Below are 24,340 nucleotides of genomic sequence, written 5' to 3'. Positions count from 1 at the left end.
CAAAATAGCAGAAAGAAATAATTGACTATAAGCCATGAAATTCTATTTAACATAATATATATTATAGAACAATAATAATTTAAGGTATTTAACAGTAATTTTAATTAAACCAAAAACAAATCATATATCTAATGGATATTATTGAATGTATTAGTAATTACAGAAAAATTAGCGAGGAAGCTAAAAATGAAATAGAACGAAAAATTAAAATTCAGAAATTACAAAAAGGAACTGTTTTACATAAAGAAGGTTTAGTTGCTAACCGATTATTTTATTTAAGATCAGGTATGGCAAGAACTTTTTTTTATAAAAAAGGAAAAGATATTACCTATTGGATTTATCCAGAACATTCATTCTTGACAGCATGGTCAAGTTATATCAAGCAAATACCTTCAACTGAAAATATAGAAATAATCGAAGATGCTGAATTAGTTTCTTTAACGTATGATGAATGGCAAGAATTGTATACTAAATTTCCTGAATTAGAATCTTTTAGTAGAATTTTAATTGAAGAAATTTTTGCATCTCTTGATATCTTTTACCAAGGGTATTATATTTTAACTGCTAAAGAAAAATATGATTTACTTTTAGAATATTATCCAGATTTTGTATTGAAAACTAATTTAGGATATATTGCTTCTATGTTGGGTATTTCTCAAGAAACCTTAAGTAGAATTAGATCTAAATAAAAAAAGCCAGATTGTTAAAATCTGGCTTTTTCACTTATTCTATGAAATTTATATAATTCAAACAAATTAGAAAACTCTAACTATATTAAATCCGAAAAATATATCACCTTTTGTCCAATCACCTTCAGCATTTGAGATAAATCCTGGTTCGTTTGTAGATTGTGCATTGGTAAATAATAATTGAAAAATATGTCCACCTGTTTCAATATCAGCTCCAATAGTTAATGGATTTTTGAATATTGAATTTTTATGTCGATTAAAATTATAAACATAATCAACATTAATGGACATTCTTTTACTGATTCTAATTCTTCCTCCAGTTCCTAAAGCAAATTGATCATGCTGTTGAAATGGTTCATAAACTAGATTTTGTCTAACATAAGTTGGAGCTAATTCTAAAGAAATAAAATTATTTAATCTTCTTGATATTAAAACTTGAGAAGCATAACTCATTCTGTCTTTGAATTCCAACAATGGGTATCTTTCTTTTTTTAATTCTGTATTGATATTTGCTGTTCCATATAAAACAATATTTAATGGAAACTTATTTGTTTGCTCTAACATTCTTAATTTTAAAGATCCTGCATAAGTTTTTTTAACAGATTCTCTACTCACTCCAATTTGAACTCCATCAAATAATCCATAAACTAATTGAATTTTTGTGTTCGCATTATCAAATCCAAAAAATGTTTCAAATCCATCTTCTAAACTTCCAAATCTATGAGATACATATAAGTATAAATCTTTTTTTGCAGCAACTTTCGTAGATTGTAAATTTCCAATCTTCATTGCTTTGAATGCTGGATAATTAAAAGTTGATTCCGTATCTTTTGTTTCACTTTCCAATTCATCTAATAAATCAGATTGTGCATTTATATTTGTAATTATAAAAAATAATAATATTCCTAAATATTTATATTTCATCATTCGTTATTTCAAAAGTATTGCTTTATCTATTTTTGTTTCCTCCAAAATTTCATCAAAGCCCACTACTCTACCTTTTATTCGTAAGTTTTGATTCAATTTTAAATTTTCTGTTTTTTGCGTTGAATCTAATAACACAAAAATTTGTTCATTTAAAACCAAACTTGAATTTTCAATTTTGGTTAAAACTCCTTTTAGGTCTACTATTTTATCATTAAAAGTTTCTTGATCTTCTGAAAGAAAATCAGAACAATTACCTACATAATGAGATTCTAAATTTTCTATTTTATCATGATCTTTATATAAAACATGATTAAAAACTACTATAGAAGCAATTATTATGATTAATAGAAACCCAATTACTTTAATTTTTCGGTTTAAGAACATAATCAAAGTCTATTTTTATTTCTTTTGCTATTTTATTTCTAACTATTTCAGGTATTTTAATATCAAAATCTTGTGGTTTTACATTAAAAGCTCCTTTGATTGAAACATTATTACCTTTATTAAAATCAATTTTAGTTTTAACTTTTTGACTTTTTCCTTTAATAATTAAATCTCCAATTATAAACTGAGCATCATTTTCAGTTATAATTTTTCCTTTAAATTTAGCTTTAGGAAATTTATCGGAATCCATATAATTTTCATTGAAATGCTCTTCCATTAAGGCAATTTCAAAATGAAATGATTTTACAAAAATTAATGCTGCAATTTCATCAGTAGCTTCGTTATATAAAACAGTAGTATTTTTATTTTCAGCTTGAACTGGTTCAAATGCTTCTACAGAAGCTTTGAAATTTGTTACTCCATTTTTAGTAATGTATTTTTGTCCGAAAGTAATTGTAGTAATTAAACCAAAAACAATTACTGAAATTTTATTCTTTAATATATCCATCGTCTTTCCATTTTTGCATTAAATCTCTTTTTGATTGACTCATTAAGCCATCAGGTGGCATTGGGTTAGATAAATCATTAATTCTATCAATCATATTTCCATTTTCTGTAGAAAATCTAACATTTTCATAAGTTGATAAATCTAAACCTTGACTTGGTGCAGGCCCTCCATGACATGTGATACAATTATTAAACATGATATTTTGAATATCTTGGTTATACGTAACTTCTCTATCTATAGGAGGATTTGTTCCTGTTTCTTCTTCTTCAATAATTGCTTTACTACAACTTTGAAGAGTAAATAAAATTGTTAATATTGAAATATTAAGTATTAAGCTTTTTTTCATTTTTAGTTTGGAGTTGAAATATTATTAATTGTAACATCTACGACACTTTCCGGAGCAACTACAATTTCTTTACTAGGATTAACTAAATCACCTTGGCTAATAAAACCGTCATTATTCTTATCAAGAATAGCAGTTACATAATAAGTTCCTGGATGTAAATATGTAAATGAGAAAACATTTTCACCAATTGATAATTCTGGAAATTGTGTTATGGTGTTAAAATTTTCTTCACTTGAAAAATATCCGTTTTCATCTGTCAAAGGAGCATATGATAAATTCATAAACACAGTAGATTCAGCATATTGAGGTTCTCTTTCAATATTCACATTAAGAATACTCAAATATGAGTGATCTGAAATAATAAATGGATCACCAGATTCTTGAGCTAGTTGTACTAAATCATAATTTGTTTCTTCCGTATAAGAAAGAAAAGTTGAAGTTTTTACTGTTCCATCTTCTGAAGGTGCAAACCAATCTGGATTTACATTCTCTTCATAATTCCATTCAATAACATCTTGAGGAAATTGATTTTCTGAAGCAGCATAATCTGCTAGTTCATTAGTTGCTCTCTCTCCAACAAAAGTCATATGTCTTGTTGCCATTCGATCACCAAGTTTACTAGTGTATGCATTAAAGTTTAAATCATTTCCTTTGAATTTTAATTCAATAGACATAATTTTTTCACCACCTTTTGCATCAACAAACCTATAATAATTTCCATCAGAAGTATTAACAGAGTCCATTACAAAATAACTTGTTCTATAAATTCCACTCAAAACTCCACCATTTCTAGCCATCAAGGTTTTTTTACCTTTATACTTTGAAATAAAAAATGAAGTAAACAAATTCCCCATACTTCCACCTTCAAAAATACCATGTATATGAGATGGAGAAATTGGTCTATAATCGAATGCGAACCAATCATAATCATCACTAATTACTCTATTTTTTCCAATCCAATGTCCTTTCATTTGCTCTAGAAATTCTAGACCAATATTATTTCCCTCAATATCAACTGGTATAATTTCTTTGTCAACAACTTCTTCTTCCTTATCAGGATTTTCAACTTGTTGTAAAATATTTCTTACATCATCTTCACAACTACTAATTGCGAAAGGTAGAAATAACATTAAACCATATAATTTAATTTTCTTCATTTTACTGAATCTAGTCTCACCCATAATTCACTGTTTTTTTTATTAAAAATTAATTCCTCTACTAATAATGTATCATTGTGGATAAATGAAATTTTAATTTTTTCTTGGTTTGTCAATTTTGTTTCACCTGATGTTCCATCAATCAATACATCTTTTTTTGTTTTTACTAAGTCTTTAAATTTGTATTTTATTTGTCCATTTTTATTATTTATTTTAGTTGTACCATCATCATATTCAATAACTCGAACATTTATTTTGTCATCATTTTCTTCAATTTTGTATATTGCTTCATGGAAATAATCCTTTACTTTCCATGTTGTGTTTTGAAATTTATTTTCCTTTGCACAAGAAAGAAGTATTACTCCTAGTAATAAATGACAACAATTCTTTAAATGTTTCGTATTTTTCATATAGACAAAACTATCGTATGAAGGGCATCTTTTTTTTGACCTATATCAAAAAATGAGTATTTGTTAGAAAATCTGAGTTTTTTCGTTAAAAAATGAAGTAATATTATCAGTTTGACTCTTTGAAATGCATTTTAATACTAAAAACAGACACTACTTAACATAATAATCAATATTTTAGAGTGATTTTAAAGTGCCCTTTTATTATTTATATTGAAAATAAGATGAATTTTATTTATAAAATATTCAAAATAATAACGGTTAATTCTAAACCGTTTATTATTTTTGTACAATAAACAATAACCAAATTTTACTAATCGTGGAAAATTATAAATTTATTCAAATTGTTAAAAATTTAAGAAAAAAAATAGAATCGGGAAGTTTTGAAATTCCTACAATTATTGAAGAATTACAGAAAGCAAGAATATGTGCGATTGAGGAAAAGAATCCAAGATTAGTTAAAGTTATTCGATTAACATTTGAACATTTAGAAAATTATCAAGGATTTTTTATTAGTATTCCAGAAGATACTTTTGAGGAAGATGAAGAAAATGCAGAAGTAACTTATCCAACAGAAAATCAAGTTGAAAGTTTATTGTATTTACTTTCTCTAATGTTAGATCCTCTTCATAAAAGAAACGCATTAGAAATTAAAGATTATATTGACGCATTAAATGATTATGCAGAGAATAATTAAAATAAAAAAAGGATGTCTAAGCAGACATCCTTTTTTTAGGTTTAAAAATATAAGCCCAAATCACCCTTGATATTCTATAATTAAATACTGTCATAGATAATAAAACTACTGCAATAATTATCATGATTCTAAAATCTAGCTTTTCTTCGAAAAACATACTACTTATAACATAAGTTGCTATTCCTTCTGCAACCGAAACACCATAACTCACATACATAGCTCCATAAAAGAATCCTGGTTCTCTTTCGAATTTATGATTACAACTAGGACAAAAATCATGCATTTGAGGAAATTTAAATTTTAGTAAACTTCCCTTTACTTTGAACATTTTACCTTTCTGACAATTAGGACAAACTCCTTTTGCAATATTTACTATATCTGACATCGATTATTTTTTTTCAAAATTCATCATTTTTTTGAAAATATAGTTTACTTTTATACTCATATGTTAGGACAAAAAGGACATTAGAGTATAAATGGATAAATTACCAATATTTTCGATACAACAATTTAACTGTAGAAAGTTTAATAGTGATTTTTATATAAATGATTTGAATTCGCATCTTTCTGGTCATGATTTTATAAGTAAACCACATAAACATAATTTTTATCTGACAGTTATATTTACAAATGGTACTGGAGTTCATGAAATTGATTTTAAAAAATATGATGTAAAAAAAGGATCTATCTTTTTTTTAAGTCCAGGGCAAATTCATCATTGGAATCTTTCTCAGGATATTGATGGTTACATTTTTTTTCACACAAAAGATTTTTATAATTTATATTTCAATACTAAACGAATTGAAGATTACCCTTTTTATAATTCATTTTTAAATACTCCTTCCTACTCTATTAAAGAGGAAGATTTGGATCTTTTCTTAAATTATATTAATGAAATTAAAGAAGAGTATTTGAATAATTACAGTGAAGATAATTTAATATTGAATTTATTAGATGTTTTTTATGTTAAATTGAATCGTCTTTTAATCACAGAAATTGAAAATAATTTTCAGAATAATTCTTATGTCCATCAAATACAGAAATTAGAGAAGATAATTGATGAAAATTATGTTCATTCTAAAAATCCTAGCTTTTATGCTGATAAAATGCATACTTCTTTGAAACATTTAAACAGAATTTGTAAAGAAACAATTGGAATTACTTTGACAAATTTCATTATGGATCGTGTAATTTTAGAAGCAAAAAGACTACTAATTCATACAGATATACCAATTTCGGAAACAGCATTGAAATTAGGTTATGATGATTATTCATATTTTTCAAGAGTTTTTAAAAAATATGAAAATATGACACCTAAAACTTTTAAAAATAAATATTTTGAAACTTAATATTGGAATAAGTTTTGTAAGAATATTAAAAAATTGGTTCTCAATAAATATTTATTTAATTTTGATAAAATTTAAGATTACATGAAAAAATTACTATTACTTTTTTTCTTAATTATTTCAGCTAAAGGAATCTCTCAAGAATTTCCTTTAGTAGTGAAATCAATTGATTCTTTGGAGAATAAAACAAAATCTAAATTTGATAATGTTACATTTGATCTAAAAGATAACAAAACAACAAAACCTACTACTCCAACTTTTGAGTTACCAAAAATTGATAACAATATAAGTGAAAATGCTGTGGATGATTATAAGGTGGAAGAGTCTGATAAAAACTTCATGAATCAATATGAAAGAGATAATAGAGGTGTAAAAACTATTCAATATTTTAACGGTGGAGAATATGGTGTAAAAGAAACTACGCAATATTTAGGAAAAATTGATGTGAATACAAAAAGAATTTCCATCGTTTTTCGTGACTTTGGTTTAGTAGATAGTGATCAAGTTAAAATATTTTTGAATGATAGTCCGCAAGCACAACATATAAATTTAAAAGGATATTCTACATCATTGATTTTAGAATTAAAAGACGGATATAACAAAATAAATATTCAAGCTGTAAATCAAGGACGTGTTGGACCAAATACTGCAGAGCTTAGAGTTTATGATGAAAATGGAGTTTTAGTTTCTTCGAAGAATTGGGGATTATTGACAAGTCAAGTAGCAACTATGGTTGTAATAAAAAATTAGATACTTTATAAAACAAAAACACAGCTATCATTGATAGCTGTGTGTCTTTCTGTGATAAGAAAGAAATCAACCCCCGTTGATAATTATTTCTAAAACAAAAGTACAAATAGGAATTTACTTACTTGTTAATATTTTAATAAAATTGAATTCTAAAAATGTTAATGTTTTATTAACTCGTATATTTGCAGATTGAATTAGGAAACAAAAAAACACGATTTATCATGTTAAAAGAATTAAAACTATTTAGAAGTATAAGTATCATGGAAGGTCTTTCGGCAATAATATTATTTTTTATTGCGATGCCTATAAAATATACAATTGGTCATGAAGAACCTGTAAGATATGTAGGATCTATTCACGGATTCCTTTTTGTTATTTATGTAATCTTCGCTTTATATATAGGATACAAAGTAAAATGGGATTTCAAAACATTATTCTATGTAATGATCGCTTCTGTATTTCCTTTTGGAACATTTGTAATGGACAAAAAAATATTGATACCAATTATTCAAAAACATATGTAAAACAAAAAAGCCTTAGAAAAATCTAAGGCTTTTTTTATGATTCAAAATTTCGACTTATTCTACAAGTCTTTCAATTCCTTTATTGATAATAGCAACATTTTCTGCTTTGTTAGAATGGTTCTCTTTATTTTGGAAATCATTCATTTGTCTTAATAATTGAATTCCAATTTTATCTAAACCATATTGCTTATATCTCTTACCGATCTCTACTAATTTATTTACTAAATTAGTAATAGCTTCTGTATTGTTACTTGATCCTATCCAGTCAAAAGCATTTTTATATAAAGCTTGTGTTTGTTGATCTTGTGTATAGAACATTCCTTCTAATACATGATTAGCAATAAAAGGCATTTCTGTTTCTACTTTTTCTTTTACAAAAATATGTGCAATAGCATCTGCTAATAATTCCTTTTCATCTTTAGGATACGTTTTAGCTTTTTCAATTACATATGCTTTTGTTTTAGGATTTTGGTATAAGGCAGTAATAGAACTCTTACGAACAGAATTTGATTCACTAGTTAATCCTTTTTTGAAAATATTTTCATATTTATCTTCCATTAATTTACCTAACACCTCAATAGCTTCTGCTTGTACTAATGTTTTAGGATCAGATTTAGCTAACTTTTCAATAATCTTGATAGCATTTTTCTTTCTTCTATCTTTTTTATTACTTAAGTCAATATGCTCTAAAGCTAGGATACGTAAACCGTGATATTTATCGTTTAATGCTTTTACCAATGTTTCAAAAGCTGCTTTGTCATCTTGATGTTTTGCAATTTCAAGAATAGCTTCTCTCCTATCTAAGAATAAAGGTGCATTGTTATATTGGAAAATATAGTTTTGTAAAGTTTTACTATTATCATTGATTTGTGCTAATAAAACTCTTTTTGCTCCTACATTAATTAAATCTGGTTTTCTTGTATATTCAAATTTGAAAGATTGTGATTGTTTGTCAACCCAAACATCATGAGATTTTTTAATACCATTTTCGTAGATATCAATAGTTAATGGGAATTCAAAAATCTTATCTTTTTGATTAAGGTCTATAGTAACTACGCTACTTACTTCATCATAATCGTAGTTTACGTCCATTTTGATATTGTTGTTTCCAAAATACCATTGGTTAAAGAACCAGTTAAGATCTCTACCACTTACTTCTTCTAAAGCAATTCTTAATTGATGCGCTTCTCCAGTTCCAAATTTATTATCTTCTAAATATTTATTAAGACCCGCAAAGAAAGCATCATCTCCTAAATAACTTCTTAACATATGTAAGATAGCTCCACCTTTATTATAACTTACAGCATCAAACATATCTTCACGTTTTTTATAATAAAAGCGAACTAAATCTTTAAATTGGTTATTACCTAATAAGTAACCTTGTGTATCTGAATATAAATGCTCATCAGCTTTATCTCTTCCATATTTATATTCAAACCATAAATACTCACTATAATTTGCAAAAGATTCGTTAACTGTTAAATTACTCCAACTAGCACAAGTAACATAATCTCCAAACCAGTGGTGGAATAATTCGTGAGCAATTGTAGACTCCCAAGTATTCTCATCTACTAATTCACTATGTGTTTGATAAACTCCTTCTCCGTGAATAACTGCTGTAGTATTTTCCATTGCTCCACTTACATAATCTCTACCTACCATTTGGTGATACTTTACCCAAGGGTAACGAACTCCTGTAAGTTTAGAAAAGAAAGTCATCATCTCTGGAGTGTGACCAAAAATCTCTTGAGCATATGGCTCATACTTTTTCTCTACATAATAATCAACAGCTAAGTCTTCCCACTTATCTTTTACGATACTAAACTCACCAACCCCCATAAAGAATAAGTAAGGAGCATGTTTTTGATCCATTTTCCAATAATCCGTTCTAGTATTATTTCCATTATCTTTTTGTTCTAATAAAAGACCATTAGATAACGTAACATATTTACTAGGTACTGTCATATAAATTTCTTGTGTAGTCTTTTGGTTAGGAGCATCGATAGTTGGGAACCAACAGCTACTAGACTCCGTTTCACCTTGTGTCCAGATTTGTGTAGGTTTCTCAGGATCTTCATCTCTTGGGTCAATAAAGTAAAGACCTTTAGCATCCGTAATAGCAGCACTTCCTTCTTGTTTTACTTCTTCAGGACGCGCAGTATATTTAATATAAATTGAGTATTCTTCTCCTTTTTTATAAACCTTTCCTAAATCAATAGTTAAAATATCTTTTTCATAGTTATATCCTAATTTATTTCCATCCATAGATACTTCATGAATTAACATCGCCTTAGCATCTAATTCTAATTTTGAAATATCATAGAAATGTGGCGTTAAAGTCAACCAAGCTTCACCATTCATTTGACTTTTACTAAAATCGAAATCGACTTTTAACTTCGTATGAACTAAATCATTTACTTTAGTTCTTTCTACTTTGTAATTTTTAAAATCTGTTTGTTGTGCAGTAGCAAGCGAAAACACTGCTAGACACAACAATAACATAATTTTTCTCATAATTATACTCTTTATATTAATTGATTCAAATATATACTAACTTTTAACCTTTAAACAAAAAATTAAGTTTATTTTAACGAAAATCTTAAATTTTTATTTGTTGAGGTTTTTACTCTTGATTATCAAAAGGTCTTATCATTATTTCATTAATAGCTACATTCGAATCTTGATTAATCGCAAAATAAATCGCATCCGCAATCGTGTCCGGATTCAATCCATTTTCAAAGCTAGCTTTCATTTTATCAGAATATTCTTTATACTTCAAATGATTTTTAAACTCTGTATTTACATAACCTGGAGAAATTTTCGTAACTCGAACTTTACCTCGAAGCTCTTTTTCTAAACCAGTTGTAAATGCCTTAGCAGCGTGTTTCGAAGCGCAGTAAACTACCGAACCTGGAAAAACTTCATGTGCAGCTATCGAATCAATGGTAATAATGTGACCTTTATTTTGTATTAGTTGAGGCAAAAGCAAATTTGTTACATTCATAACACCTTTAACATTCACATCTATCATCGTATTCCAATCTTCAAGGCTATTTTCACCTACTGGACCTATAATACCGATACCTGCATTATTGATCAAAATATCAATTTTACCAAATTTATCTATACCCAACGAAATTGCTTCTTTTATACTATCGATATCTGTAACGTCTGCATAAACTCCTAAAAAATGATTAGAATAATGATTGTTCAGTTCCGCAAGTTTTTCAACTCGTCTTGCAACACCTACTACATTAAAACCTTTTCTAATCATTTTCATACATAGCGCAAAACCAATTCCTGAAGAAGCACCAGTAATAAAAATTGTTTTATTCATATTTTCACTTTTATTAGTTTTCAAAAAATATTTGATTTTTAAGAATTTCTTTGATGAATGGGAATGTCACCCCAACAAAAAATTGCACTCTTCTTTGCCTAAATTCTATAGATGAGGTATTTGCTGACCCAGGTAATGTTAAGTTTGAACCACTTGGTAAACTAAATGGATCTAAAATATTTTGGTTTGAAAAAGCATAATTTACACCAAAAGAAATATCTCCCCATTTTGGATTATAATCAAAACCACCACCAATTTTATATAAATTTGATTTGTAAAAAGAAACTGGAGTATTTTCATCATTAATCATTACAGAATCTCCTGAGGTTTGCGCAGAATAATCTGTAGAAAAACTTCCATAAGCTGTAAGCTTATCATTAAATTTATATTCATAACCAATACCAAAATTCACAATACTTCTTGCTCTTTCTTGATATCGTACTGCAATATTATTTTTAGAAGTTTGCCCTTCAAAATGGACAGTTTCTAAAACGGAATATTTTTTAATAGGCGCAAAATATTCCATGGAAACATGTATTTTGCTTTTATCTAAAAAGATTCCGGCTCCAGCACCAATAGACAAAGGAGAATGAACTTTAGATTTTGAATCGTTTTTCACAATATATTCAAATAAATCCTGATCTGTTATAGATCCAAAATCATCTGTGATTATATTTTCATAAAAAATATCCCCATCTCCTGAAACATTAATTCTTGGAATTGTAACTGTCAATCCTAATGCTAATGAATTGTTTTGAAAAGCAACACCTAGTTTTGGTATTAATGCGTAATTGGAATAAGAATAATTATTATTTCTTTCTAGTAATGCTACGTTTGTAGAATCCTCTAAAGAAATGATTTGATAACCTAAAGCGTTAGATTGACTTCTAGAACTAAAAAATACAGAAGCCCCAACACTTAGTTTTTTACTAATCGAATGTGACCAACTTAATCCATACCATCTTTCTTTTGCTAATTTTGAAAAAACTCTTTTTTCTACATATAAATCATTATCAACTTTTGTTTCCCTACGATTAAAAATATCAAAATCAGATTTTTGTCTTAAAAGAAAAGAATAAGCAAACGTATGATTTTTCAAACCTTTGATTTTGAAAAGACCTGCAACCAAATTTGGACTAGCACCAGTACTTCCATTTCGCACACGTAATTTACCAACTCCTGGTTCATTAATAAATGAATTATTAATTTCATATGCTTTTGTACTAATCGTTAAAGCTGTTTTTTTACTAAAAACAATTCTCGCCGGATTATAATATACAGCACCTAAATCTTCAACACTTCCTGTTACTACACCATTCAAAAGTACAGATTGACTACCAAAATTATCTGACCAATAATTTCCTGTTTGAGAAAATACTCCTACATTTGAAAATAAAAAGTACGTTAATAATAATATTTTAAACTCTTTAATTCCTTTCATAAATTCTTCCTTTTTATTTTGTAATTTAATATTAAACTTAGAAAACAAAACTATGAAATATAAAAAACGACATATTATTTTGAGCCTTTTTTTAATCGTTCAAATACTCATTATTAAGTTAATAAAAAACAAGACACTATTCATAGAAAATGACTACTCAAAATCAATTTATTTATACATTTCCAAAACTTTAAGATATATTTTTGGTTGGGTGCCATTTTCTGTTGGAGATATTTTATATACAATTTTATCTATTTACCTATTAACTTTAATTTTTAAGCTCTTTTATTGTCGTTTAAGATTCTTTAAATTAATTATTTTAAAACTTTTCGCTACATTTTCTGTAGTATTTTTTATATTTAATATTTTTTGGGGTTTAAATTATTATCGACTTCCATTAAACGAACAATTAGGTTTTTCCAATAACAATTACACCGAAGAACAGTTAATAACAATTACAAAAAAGTTGATTCTAAAAACAAATGCTTTACAAGAAGAAATAACAAATTCAAAACACCTTCCAGTAGTAATTCCGCATTCTACGAAGGACGTTTTTCTTAGAACAAAATCTGGTTTTGCAGCAATTCATGAAAAATATGATTTCCCTGAATACATCCCTCCTTCTGTGAAAACTTCTATTTATAGTACCGTTTTAAGTTATATGGGATTTTCTGGTTATTTGAATCCTTTTACGAATGAAGCACAAGTAAATTATAATATTCCAATTGTTTCAATGCCTTCTACTACTTCGCACGAAATTGCGCATCAATTGGGTTATGCTGCAGAAAACGAAGCTAATTTTATTAGTTTTTTAGCTTGTACACATAGCGAAGATATTTTCTTTCAATTCTCTGGATATTATATGGCAATGCGTTATTGTATTTCAAATTTATACAGAAACAATCCAGAAGCTTATGATGAAATTAAAAAACATTTAAATGTTGGAGTTATCGAAAACATGAAGATTCATCGAGAGATGAACAAAAAATATGATAATGATTTATTGGAGCCTTTTATTAAAGATATTTACAACGGATATTTAAAGGCTAATAATCAAAAAAATGGAATTAAAAGTTATTCCGTGATGGTAAAAACTTTGATTAATTATCATGAAAAGAATCCAAATTTTTAAGAAGCATATAAATCTTTTTGATAAAGATTTAAACAGGCTTTAAAACAAAAAATCCATTCGAGTGAATGGATTTTTTTAGTTATTATTTTATATTTTCAATTTTCAATTGGTGTCTTTTAAATTCTCTTCAAATAAAAAGGCTCTTAGTTTTTCAGTTGACAATTCAAACCAATCTTCTTTTGTAAAAGCTATATTTGTATTTTCTATTTTAACAACTACTCCTCCAGATTTCAAAATTGCATTTGCTGCTAAAGCTATTTCTTTTATATCTTCCTCCGTTTTAGTTTCAAATGATAAATATGCGACAAAATTAGTATTTTCTATTTCACATAAAATAGCATCTGAAATTCTATTATTCCCCTCTACTCTTTTGAATAATTCTTTTAGATTAGAATCAAATTCACAGATTTCGAGGGTAAACGCATTATTATTTTTAAGGTTTAACAAAACAAAACCAGCAAAAATATATTCGTTCAAATTATTTTCTGCGATAGCAGTAACAATTTCATTTCTTTCTTTCCAAATACCAGGAATACAAAACGTCGTGATTGGAGTTTCTAAAATTGGTTTCTTCTTCTTTTTAAAAAAATGGAACATAGTCTTAATATTCATGCAAAGGTTTAAACAATTCAAGAATATTATTATAACTCCAATATAAAGACATGATCAGCACCATAACCAAACCTACATATTTGAATACTTTATTTTTTATTGATAATGGAATTAAGATCATACTTAAACTAGAAAAAATCCATAAGGTATACATCACATAACGAGCTGAAGAATTATACCAAGATTCATTTAGCATTTGAACTACTTTTTGAATTAAAAACAACAGAAATTCAAAACATATATAAAATAAAAGGATAATATCCGATTGTTTAGGTTTTTGTGAAGGATTTAATTTTAAATCGATTCCACAGTTATGGCAAAATTTTGCCTCTTTTTCATTTTGAGTGTTACAACGAGAACAATTCATTTTTTTATATTTTAATAGTTTTTTAAATCAATTACTTGTGTGTTTACAGTTCTATCTCCTATCTTTCTTCCATCTTCAGAAGCTAAAACCAATACAGGTTCGATCAGCCAACCAATAATTGGAATTAGAGATAATAACCCTGAAGTGAAATTCCTTAGAAAAGATTGTCTTTTATTACAAGGCATGTACGTATTAAGATCTATAATCATAATATCAAGAGCTTTTTTACCAAAACTTTGCCCATGCCCTAGACTGTCTTTAAACAAACTATAGCTTAGAGGAAGCAAATAGAAAATTAAGGCAAAAACAAATAATGTATTACTAGAGCCAAAATCACGATAATCATATATTTTATTTAACCCTGAAACAAAGAAAAACAATGAAGGAATGGAAAGTGTGAAAACAATAAAGCTATCTATCAAAGCAGCTAAAAATCTGTTCGACAAAGTTGCTTTTGGTAATTTTTGATTCAAACCTTCTAACATATGAAGACTCTGACTATAAGTTGTTTGACTAAATTGTCGAATTATTTTAGTTTTTACGTCTCCTTCGTCTTTCTTACAATAACTAACATAAAAAGGATACTCTGTTTTACAAGAAACACATCTATGTAAAAAATTCTCTTTAGGTAGAAGTTTCGTTCCGTCTTTTATACAATAATTTGTTTGGGGCGGATAGGAAGATTTACAAGTCGGGCATGTCGGTTCTTCGACATATTGCATCTTCAAATCAAATCCACAGGAATTGCAAAATTTTGAATCTTTCACTAATTCATTTTCGCAGTTTGGACAAGAATAACTCATTTATTTGTTAAGTTTTATTTTGGTTGCAATAATTTTTTTTAATCATGAACTTAGTATTTCTCCAGGTTCATTAGCATTTTTATTTCTAGCAATATTTTATAACGGTAAGAGATATAGTTAAAAAACACTAATTCTTACGTAATTTATAAATACACAGCAATGATGTTTCAAATATAAATTATTTATATTAAAAACTATGATTAGTTTATACCTTTAATTAAAGAACACCAAGAACCCAATCAATAAATAATTGCCAATTTTTTAATTTTAAAACACTTTTCATCTAATTTTTATTTAACAAACTTTATCACGATTTATTTTGTAAAGAAGAATACAGATTGTCAAGTTCCCCTCTTGAGAACAGGGCTGTCAGGTTCTCCTATTTTTTTAATTAAAACCTGGCGCACTTTTGTAAAGTGTGCCCATTGTTTCTAACATTTATATGGTCACGTTTACAAACTCGCGCCAGCGATCATCAAAATTCGATAAATCAAACTAGAACTTGACAGCCCTGCCTATTGAAAGGGAATAGGGTTGTGTTTTAGATTAAATAAAATTTTAAACTTGATAATGTCTAAAATTTTCTTATTTCATTTTCGACTCAGTGCTATGTCATCTATAGTTATTTCTGGAATTACTTTAACACCTAATTTATCTTTTGGAGATTTTAATCTTTCATAAAGGGATATTAAAGTTTCAGTTATTCTATTATACAAATTTCTTTGTCCAAAATTGTTTATTTCGTAAACTTCACCACCAAATTCTAGATTATAAATTCTATTCCCTTTTTTCAAAAAGTTGATTTTTTGATCATTAAATTCTTTTTTCCAAGTTGCGTTTTCTATTGTATATTTTAATCTATCTTTTATTAATTTTTCTAAAAACAATAAACTTTCCTTATTTAATTTAATTCTAAACGTTTCTCCAGAATAAAATTCTTTTTCTAAATCTGGAAAAATTTTTAAAAAAAATACAAAACCATTATTTTCGCAATTCTTTAATTCAATAAGACCCGAACAACTCATAATTTCCTTTTCATCTATTATTTTATAACCTGTTATTTTCATTATTTTTTTAATCGTCATTTTTTCAATTTATATCCTCTGCTTTGAACCATTCAATTATAAGGTTTTGTTTAACTGGTAGTCCAAATCCACAACCTTTGTAATTATACTTTTTAAGAGTAGTAGAGACTTCAAAGTTATAACTTTGATATTCGTTAAAACTTCTACTTGTATTAAAAACTTATAAGATTCTTCAGGTATCCATTTACCATACATTTGAGAAGCACTAATTTCCCGAATATTTTGAGTGATTTTATCAATCTTATCAGCATATTGAGGGTATTCAGAAATAAAATTATTGGGTAAAACATCTCCAAGTCCATTTATTTCTATTTCGTTACAATTCTTATCCCATTCAGGAATGTCTTCAGCAGTTAATATGTTAAGCATACTAAAACAAAATTCATCAACTTCAGAATTATAAATATTATTCTTAACACAATATTTTTTTAATAAACACACACCGATATATGTCATTTCTCTAATAGAAAGTCCTTCTATTTCTTTTATCATATTTATTTTTTCTAATATTTAATTTCAAAAATCATAGCCTCTATATGATTTAAACAAACCCTTCCATATGTTACTTCTTAAATTTAAATTTTCCATATAAATATTTCAGTACTAGTAAAGAATTATTAATAATTATAATCGGCAAATAAAAATATACAAAAGCAGCAAATACTAAATCAGTAGTTCTAATAATAAGCTCTATAAAACTCTTTTGTTTTTGTTGATCAATTAATAAATATTCTAACCATTGATAAAGAAATAAAACTAAAATGATAGGTAAAACTATAATCAAACTTTTATTTATAGCTTTAAACAATAGAGTAAATGTAAAATTAGTAGTTAGTTTATTCCTCTTTATAAAATAATAAATAGGACCTAAATAAATTAAAATAGATATCAATATTGAAACAATCTTAATTAGAAAAACACTCTCTAGCATAATTATTTTTTTTCAAATATATGTAAATTAAACATAGCTAAAGAAGTTTGATGGTTTAATTCAAACAAAAAAGCATATCGAAATAAATTCTGATATGCTTGGATTAATATTGTATAAAATTTAAGATAGTTTTATTTGGTTTTTAATTCAGTTCTTTGTTAGCAATAATTTTGTTTTTTTTAATTGAGCTATTCTTTAAATTGTTTGGCAAAAATTGGATATAATCTTTCTATATCATCTTGATTATCCCAGTCAAATTCAATTTTAGGTATTTTAAATTTGAAAGTATCAGAATAGTACTTATCTGTCATTTCTTCAAATTCATCCAGTTTATCATAGTTGTCAGGAAATTTAAGTTCAATTGCTATTGAGCCTAGATCAATGAATTCCTCTAAACTTCCAAAGATTTCTTCTTTTTTTGAGTATTGATTTGAAATTTGATCGTTCCCACCACTGATAATTGTGTATTTCTTCTTGCCTTCACTTATTAACCATGCTCTAAAGTATGCAAATGAATCATCACTACAACCATCATTTATAAAATACGGAATAGCCCACATTTCTGATGTATAAATCTTATTATCCAAGAAAGAAAATATTGCAGAGAATTTAGAAATATCGGTTAATTCTTGTCGGCTTAAAATATTGATCAATAATTTAATCTGTTCGTCTTTTGTTTTTGTATTATTCCGGGAATAATCTATAATCTTCCAAAATTTATCTACGTCTATTTCTGTAAAAAGATTGTCCACAAATTGTAAATTATAATTTAAAATTACCTCGTTACTTTCTTCAGTTTTTTTTTGAGCAACAGAAGTTATACTACAAAACCCTAGAATTATCATTAACAAATTTCTCATATATGAAGATTAAGTTTATAATTGAGATTTTTAAATTATTTTTAATGATTTGTGTAAAAAAGAATCATATCGACCTAAAGAGTACTTTTAACACATTGTTATATAAAGTATTAATTTCATTATTTTTTTTAATCACATTTAGGTAAGTCTCCTCCATTATCTGAATGTAAAACTTCATACCATATTTCACCTGTTTTTTTTCTAACTAAAACATTCCAAATATTATGGGGAGTACAATCAGTAATAAATAAAAATTCTTTTTCTTCAATGTTTTCATGATTATTTTCAAACCATCTCAACTCAATTTCATCAATTAAAATAAGCTTATCTTTTATTGATTTTATAGGCTTCAATTTATTCTTAACTATAAATTCATTTATCGCTATTGAATCTAATTCAAACTTAAAGATTTTCCCATAATCAAAGTCTGGATTATACTCTATTCGTTTAATTTTTTCAGGAAACTCTAGCTTACTAATTGTATTCATCCACGTAAATATTTTAAGCTCATAATTATTCATTTTATAATAGGATTCCGAAAATTTATCATAAGTGCTATTTTTTGCAATAATTATTGATAAAAAAAATGGCAATAAATATGAAAAACAAAAATATAAGAATCCAACAATTCCAATATATTTTAGTGATTTTTTTATAATATTCTGTTTCAATTTTATTTTATTAATTTTTAATATTTTCCAACAAATCTATTTTATTAGTAAAAAAAGATAAATCTAATTCTTCTATATATTGCCCATAATTTAAACTTTCTAAAATTCCCATAACTTCCTCCTGTGAACTTTCTTTAAAAACAGAACTCAAAGTTGTTATATTTATATTTTTAGTACTATCCCATTCATATAATTTTTTTCGATGATATCTTTCTTGTAAATAGTTATTATAAATATTGATTAAAACTACTTCAATCCACATTAAATCTGTTAAAACATCATTATTTAATTTCAATTTAATTACATTTGATAGTTTATTTTGAACTTCTTCAATTGTATATGATTTACTTTTTTAATCCAATATAAAAATCATAATGTATTATTTTTATATAATTTAATAATAAAAAAACATAAGGAACTACATAATTATTATCGCTAAAACAACCTAATGCTAATCTTGAATTAGAAAAAATCTTTTCTTGCTGTCTTAACGATACTCTTGCATTTGTAAATAACAGTTTACATGTTTCTAAAAATTTTGTTTTATCTGATCTTAACTCTTGATGGCTCATTCTTCCTGTTGATTGAAAAAAATCATCAAATTGAAAATAATCATATAAATAATTATAAAATAAATCTGGTTCAGGCTCAGGAATTGAATATTCAATATCAATAAATCTTCTTAAATATTCATCTGCATCAATTTTGTCACTTCCATATACTCCTCTTATAGCATTTCCTAACTGTTCTTTATCAATTGATAACACAAAAATTACATTTGGAACGGAAAAAAAATGTTTAATTTGCTCTAGAATTGAAACTGCATAATTAGGTCTGCATCTATCTAATTCATCTACAATAAAAACTAAAGGTTTTCCTTCATTTGTATTTGCAATAAATTCAGATAAATTAATTTTAAATTCTTGTATACTTTTTTTCTTTTTTGCATACTCATTTACATCATTTTCAAAAACATCCGACAATCCTTTAGTTACACCAACTAAAGCATCTTTCACCACCTCAGTATCTATATATTTATCTGCAATTGCTTTTACAAGTATTGGAGCAACATTTTTTGTTAATATTGAAGCTTTCTTTAATGTACTTTTGAATTTCTCCTCGTTTTTTTCTGTTGTGAGTGTTTTTAATTCACCCATTAATGCTGTAAGTGGTTTGTTTTCAAAATCATTTTCCCATGAATTAAAATACAAAGTTTGAAACTGATTATTTTTTAAATCTTGTTCCCACATTTTTATAAATGTAGTTTTACCAGTTCCCCATTTATTATTAACTGCTAGTACAAATCCACTAAAATTTGAGTTAACAATATGTGTTAAAATATCTGAATATTTTTGCCTATTTAATTTACAATTTTTAAATGGATTATCTTTTTCAATTTCAATTTCATTGTGTTTAATTACCATACAATCTTTTTAATTAAATGTTGTAACGTTCTGTGTATGGACAGTAGGGCAGATTTAAAGCATTACACTTTCGGTTTACCACTAAGCCTAAACAAACGTTTTTACTTTTAATTTTCTTTTTGTTAAACGTCAAAACTTTGTTTTGGAGTTGCCTGCTCAAAGAACAGGCCTTTCAATTTATCTCTTAATGCCCTATTGGCTATACACCTTGTTGGCAACAGTTATTTTTTGTTTCGATCTATGTAATCAATTATCGTATCTGATTCGTATATCATCCATCCTGGCCCATTTTCTAGATGTAAAACGAATCCTGGAAAGTCCAATGGGTTTTCAAGATCCCAATCTCCTTCACCCACTTTTTGTCCGTCCTTTAAAATGTCATAAGTATGTCCTTTCTTCACTCTGAGAATACAGTTTTCACATAATTCACCATCTAATTTTAAGAGTTTATAATCCTTAATGAACTTCTGTTCGTTATCAGAAGAAGCACAACCAACGACAATGATTAGTAATGTTAATATGATTATGTTTTTCATTGTTTTTATTGTTGCCAACATATGCATAAACAGAATTCTGTTTATTCCTACTTTATTTTTATACTAAGGAGTTTATTAAAAAAAAGAATATCCATAGCACAAGACGCTCAAATGTAAATGATTTTGTATTGTAAAACAATAATTCTTATAGAATTTCAAATTTTCTTTTTTTCCATAGCTTAGGGATCGCAGCGGAAAGCTTTTTTCTTTTTCAAAATATAGAATTTCTTTAGCAACGGAGGCGACCTAAGAAGCCCACGTATGCTTTAGAAATTCTTTTTTTAAAAGGAAAAACTTGTAGCGAAGAGCCCGACCGGTTAGGGAAGCTCCAGAAATGATTTTAAAAATATTCTGATGAATTCGAATTTACGTTCTAATTTATAACCGATTTCTAGTTTCCTCAATCTCCGAAATTGCAGCTGATTGTTATAGCAGGAACGGTGACTGAGGTTCTCGAAGTCACTTATTTCAAACTGTTTATATAAAACGTAATTACGAACATAGATTAAAAAACACACCCCTAACCCCTCTCAAGAGGGGAAATAGATTTTCGGAAAAGAAAATTACGAATATCATAATTCGTTCTCGAAAGTCGTTAGATACAATATAATTTGAGAGTGTAATTTTTATATTAATCGAAAAAATCATCGATAATCTCCCAAAGTTCGTTGCCTTGTTCTTTAAGTTTCTTTTGCGCAAGCTTAAGTTGCTCAGAATCGGAATAATTTTCAATGTTTTTATAAAGAGTTTCTAATGTTTTTGGTTTAAAAAAAGAAACCTCAGCTGGTTTATCTAGAATAGCACCAAAATCTTTTTGAAGAAAATCACCTTGAAAATATTCACTGTTCAGATAATCTGTAAAAAGAAGATTAAATTCTTTTTGTGCTTTTTTAAGTTTTCCTCGTTCAAGATAATTTTGAACAACATTAAGTTTTTCACTAAAATCTGTTTCAGAATTATTTTTAAGAATTTTTGCTACATAATTTGAAGCATCTTCCCTCCTATCTTTCGCAAGATTTAAATAAGTTTGAATAAAATAATAAAGATCATTTTCAAGGTGCAGAGATTCAAAATTGGAAGCAAATTTTACAAAATCATCAGCAGCACTATTTTGTTCACCAATTAGCAAATAATTAAGTCCTCTATTCAGATAATGAAGCGACAGAAAAGCTTGACGAACCTCAGCATCAGAAAGACGATTCCAATGAAAAAGATTTTTATAACGAGTAAGACTAATTGGCGCATCAGATTCTAGTAAAGTAATGTTTTCATTTAAAGCTTCATTCGACAGATAATAAAGTTGATGTTCAAAATATTGAATAGATTTAAAAAATTGAACAAAAAGTTTTTCTTTAGAGGTTACGAGAGCTGGAGTATGAACTTTAGAAATTTCATATAGAGAAACTTCTTTTAGGCTAGAAATTGGATATAGACCAAGACTTAGAGATAAGTGTTCAGAATTTTGAGTTTGAATTTTCGCTACATTATTAGTAGTGTTTGATTTATTAGAAAGCAAAAAAAATTTAGTATCCGAAAGTGTTGGATAAATATCTTCATCAATTTGCTTAACGTTTTTAGAAAGCTTACGATATTCTAGATAAATAGAAACATAATCACTTAGAGATAAATCATTACGATGGAGCAAAGCATGTTTAAAAACTTTAGTATTAACTTCTTTAAGTTTTAGATGACGAACCTCAGCAGGAATAGAATCTTCTAGAGGTATAGAACGTGCACCAATCTTAAGTGCACGATAAAAAATAACTTTTGGAGAATTAAGTAGTTCTTGAAGCTTTTTATGATCTTTTTCAATACCCGTTTTAAAAGAAGAATTCTTATAAGAACTCATACTATAAAGTAAAGCTCCTATAAGAATCCAATAATATTTTTTCATAGAATGTTTTGTTTCAATTTATTTTGTAGGAAGCTCAGGAAGTTTAAAATCATCTAAAGGACTTTTTTCACTCATAAGTTTCTCTATGTCTTCAGACTTTCTAGGAGCCATTTCAGAAAGATTTATAGGTTCTCCGTCTGTAATAAGAATATCATCTTCAATACGAACAGCAATTCCCCACCATTTTTCATCACAAGGACTTCCTTCAGGAATATATATACCAGGCTCTACAGTAATAACCATATTTTTTTCTAAAGCTCCATAACCTCCTCTATCATGAACATCTAGTCCAAGATGATGCGAAGTACCATGCGGAAGATAATTATGATTTGCACTAGGAGAAGAAATAATTCCAAGTTTTGCTAAACCTTCATTAATCACTTTTCTTGCAGCCATATTTGGAGCCCAAAAACTATTTCCAGCTTTTGCTTCTGCAATTCCAGCAGTTTGTGCATCATAAACAATATCATAAATAGCTTTTTGTTCTTTCGTAAACTTACCATTTACAGGAATCGTTCTAGTAACATCTGCAGTATAACCATGATATTCTGCTCCAAGATCCATAAGAATTAGTTCTCCTTCAATTTTTGTCTTACTATTTTCTATATAATGAAGTACACAACCATTATTACCAGCTCCTACAATAGAAGGATAACCTTCATACTCAGAACCATATTTTTTATATACAAATTCATGAATTCCTTGCACTTCTCTTTCTGTCATACCAGGATGCATCGCTTTCATAACTTCTATTTGACCAATAGCTGAAATTTCTATAGCTTTTTTAAGTAAACGTAATTCTTCTTTTTGTTTAACTCCTCTTAGCTTATCCATAATACCAGTTAGAGAACTTGCATCAATTCCAGAATGAAATTTTACACCATCTGTAGGAAGATTTTCTGTGATAAGTTGTGTTTTAAAACTTTCTATAAGTTTATAAAGATCTGCAGGTTTATCTCTATGATTACGATAATCATCTTCAAAATTAAAGAAAAGTACTTTATCATATTTTTTAAAGTCTACAGCACCTTCCATAAATTGTGCCCCAGTTGTGGCATAATTAAATCCTAGCTTATTTTTAGCGCCTTCTACACCAAGCATAGGACCATTCCATTGTTCATGTCTAGGGTCTCTTTTTTCTACAAAAATAATTTCATCTTCACCATTTGCTTGTTTTTCAGAAAAAATCACAAGTACAGCATTTGGTTCTTGATGTCCTGTTAGATAATAAAAGTCCGGATTTTGATGATATACATAATCTACATCATTAGAACGATTTCGAATAGGATTAGTAAAGAAAACTGCAACACTATTTTCTGGTAGCATTTTTCTTACAGCTTCTCGTCTTTCTTTATGAAATTCATTACTTAGATAATCTTTGTCAAAATTTCTATTCTGAGCAAAAGAAAATGTATAAACAAGAATACATAGAGAAAGTGCATAAAAGATTTTCATAAAATTTATTTTTAAATTGAATTGTAAACAAATATAAGTATCTAATTGATTTGAATT

The 24,340-nt window shown here is 27.1% G+C and carries 28 protein-coding genes; 6 read left to right on the top strand and 22 right to left on the bottom strand.

Translation table 11 applies throughout. From position 1 onward, the window contains the following. Positions 1–131: 131 nt before the first annotated feature. Positions 132–689 (top strand): Crp/Fnr family transcriptional regulator, encoded by a 558-nt coding sequence (locus I0K12_RS06100; RefSeq protein WP_196886199.1) that lies wholly within the window; start codon positions 132–134, stop codon positions 687–689. A 66-nt stretch (positions 690–755) separates the two neighbouring features. Here the strand turns inward: I0K12_RS06100 and I0K12_RS06095 are convergent, their stop codons facing one another. Genes I0K12_RS06095 through I0K12_RS06070 form a run of 6 tightly spaced genes read right to left on the bottom strand, consistent with a single transcriptional unit; the run spans position 756 to position 4,421 of the window. Further along, positions 756–1,613, bottom strand: coding sequence for a DUF5777 family beta-barrel protein (locus I0K12_RS06095; protein WP_196886197.1), 858 nt, complete (start codon positions 1,611–1,613; stop codon positions 756–758). A 6-nt stretch (positions 1,614–1,619) separates the two neighbouring features. Beyond that, a complete protein-coding gene (locus tag I0K12_RS06090; protein ID WP_196886195.1) occupies positions 1,620–2,000 on the bottom strand; it encodes a hypothetical protein in 381 nt (126 codons plus the stop codon). After that, complete coding sequence (locus I0K12_RS06085; protein WP_196886194.1) at positions 1,978–2,508, bottom strand: YceI family protein; 531 nt, start codon at positions 2,506–2,508, stop codon at positions 1,978–1,980. The genes I0K12_RS06090 and I0K12_RS06085 overlap by 23 nt, the downstream gene beginning before the upstream one ends. After that, entirely contained in the window at positions 2,489–2,854 is a 366-nt protein-coding gene (locus I0K12_RS06080) for a hypothetical protein (RefSeq protein WP_196886193.1), read from the bottom strand. Before I0K12_RS06080 ends, I0K12_RS06085 begins: the two co-directional genes overlap by 20 nt. A 2-nt stretch (positions 2,855–2,856) precedes the next feature. After that, positions 2,857–4,011 carry a hypothetical protein gene (locus I0K12_RS06075; RefSeq protein ID WP_196886192.1) on the bottom strand — a complete coding sequence of 385 codons (1,155 nt, stop codon included), beginning with the start codon at positions 4,009–4,011 and terminating at the stop codon, positions 2,857–2,859. Then, a complete protein-coding gene (locus I0K12_RS06070; RefSeq protein WP_196886191.1) occupies positions 4,008–4,421 on the bottom strand; it encodes a hypothetical protein in 414 nt (137 codons plus the stop codon). Before I0K12_RS06070 ends, I0K12_RS06075 begins: the two co-directional genes overlap by 4 nt. Positions 4,422–4,737: 316 nt before the next feature. On the opposite strand from I0K12_RS06070, the gene I0K12_RS06065 reads away from it, so the two are divergent. Continuing rightward, positions 4,738–5,115, top strand: a complete 378-nt coding sequence (locus I0K12_RS06065) for a hypothetical protein (protein ID WP_196886190.1) — start codon at positions 4,738–4,740, stop codon at positions 5,113–5,115. 16 nt (positions 5,116–5,131) lie between these two features. Here I0K12_RS06065 and I0K12_RS06060 read toward each other — a convergent pair whose 3' ends face one another. Further along, positions 5,132–5,500, bottom strand: a complete 369-nt coding sequence (locus I0K12_RS06060; RefSeq protein ID WP_196886189.1) for a DUF983 domain-containing protein — start codon at positions 5,498–5,500, stop codon at positions 5,132–5,134. Positions 5,501–5,591: 91 nt separating this feature from the next. Between I0K12_RS06060 and I0K12_RS06055 the strand changes: the two genes are divergently transcribed. The 3 genes from I0K12_RS06055 to I0K12_RS06045 all read left to right on the top strand — a co-directional run bounded on the left by I0K12_RS06055 (position 5,592) and on the right by I0K12_RS06045 (position 7,735). Continuing rightward, positions 5,592–6,464, top strand: coding sequence for an AraC family transcriptional regulator (locus I0K12_RS06055; RefSeq protein WP_196886188.1), 873 nt, complete (start codon positions 5,592–5,594; stop codon positions 6,462–6,464). An 81-nt stretch (positions 6,465–6,545) separates the two neighbouring features. Next, positions 6,546–7,211, top strand: a complete 666-nt coding sequence (locus tag I0K12_RS06050) for a hypothetical protein (RefSeq protein WP_196886187.1) — start codon at positions 6,546–6,548, stop codon at positions 7,209–7,211. A 221-nt stretch (positions 7,212–7,432) separates the two neighbouring features. Continuing rightward, entirely contained in the window at positions 7,433–7,735 is a 303-nt protein-coding gene (locus I0K12_RS06045) for a DUF3817 domain-containing protein (RefSeq protein WP_196886185.1), read from the top strand. A gap of 54 nt (positions 7,736–7,789) precedes the next feature. Here I0K12_RS06045 and I0K12_RS06040 read toward each other — a convergent pair whose 3' ends face one another. The 3 genes from I0K12_RS06040 to I0K12_RS06030 form a co-directional block, all read right to left on the bottom strand. After that, the gene (locus tag I0K12_RS06040; RefSeq protein WP_196886183.1) at positions 7,790–10,249 is read right to left on the bottom strand and encodes a M1 family metallopeptidase; all 2,460 of its coding nucleotides are present in this window, start codon (positions 10,247–10,249) and stop codon (positions 7,790–7,792) included. A gap of 109 nt (positions 10,250–10,358) precedes the next feature. Further along, positions 10,359–11,072, bottom strand: coding sequence for an SDR family oxidoreductase (locus tag I0K12_RS06035; protein WP_196886181.1), 714 nt, complete (start codon positions 11,070–11,072; stop codon positions 10,359–10,361). A 13-nt stretch (positions 11,073–11,085) separates the two neighbouring features. Further along, the gene (locus I0K12_RS06030) at positions 11,086–12,513 is read right to left on the bottom strand and encodes an outer membrane protein transport protein (RefSeq protein ID WP_196886179.1); all 1,428 of its coding nucleotides are present in this window, start codon (positions 12,511–12,513) and stop codon (positions 11,086–11,088) included. Positions 12,514–12,565: 52 nt separating this feature from the next. On the opposite strand from I0K12_RS06030, the gene I0K12_RS06025 reads away from it, so the two are divergent. After that, positions 12,566–13,645: a DUF3810 domain-containing protein gene (locus I0K12_RS06025; RefSeq protein WP_196886177.1), complete on the top strand. Its 1,080-nt coding sequence runs from the start codon at positions 12,566–12,568 to the stop codon at positions 13,643–13,645. A gap of 102 nt (positions 13,646–13,747) precedes the next feature. Here I0K12_RS06025 and I0K12_RS06020 read toward each other — a convergent pair whose 3' ends face one another. The 12 genes from I0K12_RS06020 to I0K12_RS05970 all read right to left on the bottom strand — a co-directional run bounded on the left by I0K12_RS06020 (position 13,748) and on the right by I0K12_RS05970 (position 24,283). Then, positions 13,748–14,257 carry a hypothetical protein gene (locus tag I0K12_RS06020; RefSeq protein ID WP_196886175.1) on the bottom strand — a complete coding sequence of 170 codons (510 nt, stop codon included), beginning with the start codon at positions 14,255–14,257 and terminating at the stop codon, positions 13,748–13,750. Continuing rightward, positions 14,247–14,624, bottom strand: a complete 378-nt coding sequence (locus I0K12_RS06015; protein ID WP_196886174.1) for a zinc ribbon domain-containing protein — start codon at positions 14,622–14,624, stop codon at positions 14,247–14,249. Before I0K12_RS06015 ends, I0K12_RS06020 begins: the two co-directional genes overlap by 11 nt. 11 nt (positions 14,625–14,635) lie before the next feature. After that, complete coding sequence (locus I0K12_RS06010; RefSeq protein ID WP_196886172.1) at positions 14,636–15,427, bottom strand: RDD family protein; 792 nt, start codon at positions 15,425–15,427, stop codon at positions 14,636–14,638. Between the two features lie 590 nt (positions 15,428–16,017). Further along, positions 16,018–16,512, bottom strand: coding sequence for a hypothetical protein (locus tag I0K12_RS06005; protein ID WP_196886170.1), 495 nt, complete (start codon positions 16,510–16,512; stop codon positions 16,018–16,020). 36 nt (positions 16,513–16,548) lie between these two features. Further along, the gene (locus I0K12_RS06000) at positions 16,549–17,004 is read right to left on the bottom strand and encodes a hypothetical protein (protein ID WP_196886169.1); all 456 of its coding nucleotides are present in this window, start codon (positions 17,002–17,004) and stop codon (positions 16,549–16,551) included. A 627-nt stretch (positions 17,005–17,631) separates the two neighbouring features. Continuing rightward, positions 17,632–18,303: a DUF4240 domain-containing protein gene (locus I0K12_RS05995; RefSeq protein WP_196886167.1), complete on the bottom strand. Its 672-nt coding sequence runs from the start codon at positions 18,301–18,303 to the stop codon at positions 17,632–17,634. 128 nt (positions 18,304–18,431) lie between these two features. Continuing rightward, positions 18,432–18,791: a hypothetical protein gene (locus I0K12_RS05990; protein ID WP_196886166.1), complete on the bottom strand. Its 360-nt coding sequence runs from the start codon at positions 18,789–18,791 to the stop codon at positions 18,432–18,434. Positions 18,792–18,984: 193 nt separating this feature from the next. Then, complete coding sequence (locus I0K12_RS21950; protein ID WP_231372713.1) at positions 18,985–19,269, bottom strand: hypothetical protein; 285 nt, start codon at positions 19,267–19,269, stop codon at positions 18,985–18,987. A 49-nt stretch (positions 19,270–19,318) separates the two neighbouring features. Beyond that, entirely contained in the window at positions 19,319–20,398 is a 1,080-nt protein-coding gene (locus I0K12_RS05985) for a P-loop NTPase fold protein (protein ID WP_231372712.1), read from the bottom strand. A 221-nt stretch (positions 20,399–20,619) separates the two neighbouring features. Beyond that, positions 20,620–20,934, bottom strand: coding sequence for a hypothetical protein (locus tag I0K12_RS05980; protein WP_196886165.1), 315 nt, complete (start codon positions 20,932–20,934; stop codon positions 20,620–20,622). A gap of 631 nt (positions 20,935–21,565) precedes the next feature. Further along, on the bottom strand, positions 21,566–22,828 hold the full coding sequence (locus I0K12_RS05975; protein WP_196886164.1) for a hypothetical protein: 1,263 nt from the start codon (positions 22,826–22,828) through the stop codon (positions 21,566–21,568). 18 nt (positions 22,829–22,846) lie between these two features. After that, entirely contained in the window at positions 22,847–24,283 is a 1,437-nt protein-coding gene (locus tag I0K12_RS05970; protein ID WP_196886163.1) for an aminopeptidase P family protein, read from the bottom strand. Positions 24,284–24,340 lie beyond the last annotated feature (57 nt).

The organism is Aureivirga sp. CE67, from assembly GCF_015767245.1.
Taxonomy (GTDB): domain Bacteria; phylum Bacteroidota; class Bacteroidia; order Flavobacteriales; family Flavobacteriaceae; genus Aureivirga.
The sequence above is the reverse complement of the archived record's forward strand: the minus strand, read 5'-3'. Positions and strand labels throughout refer to the sequence as shown.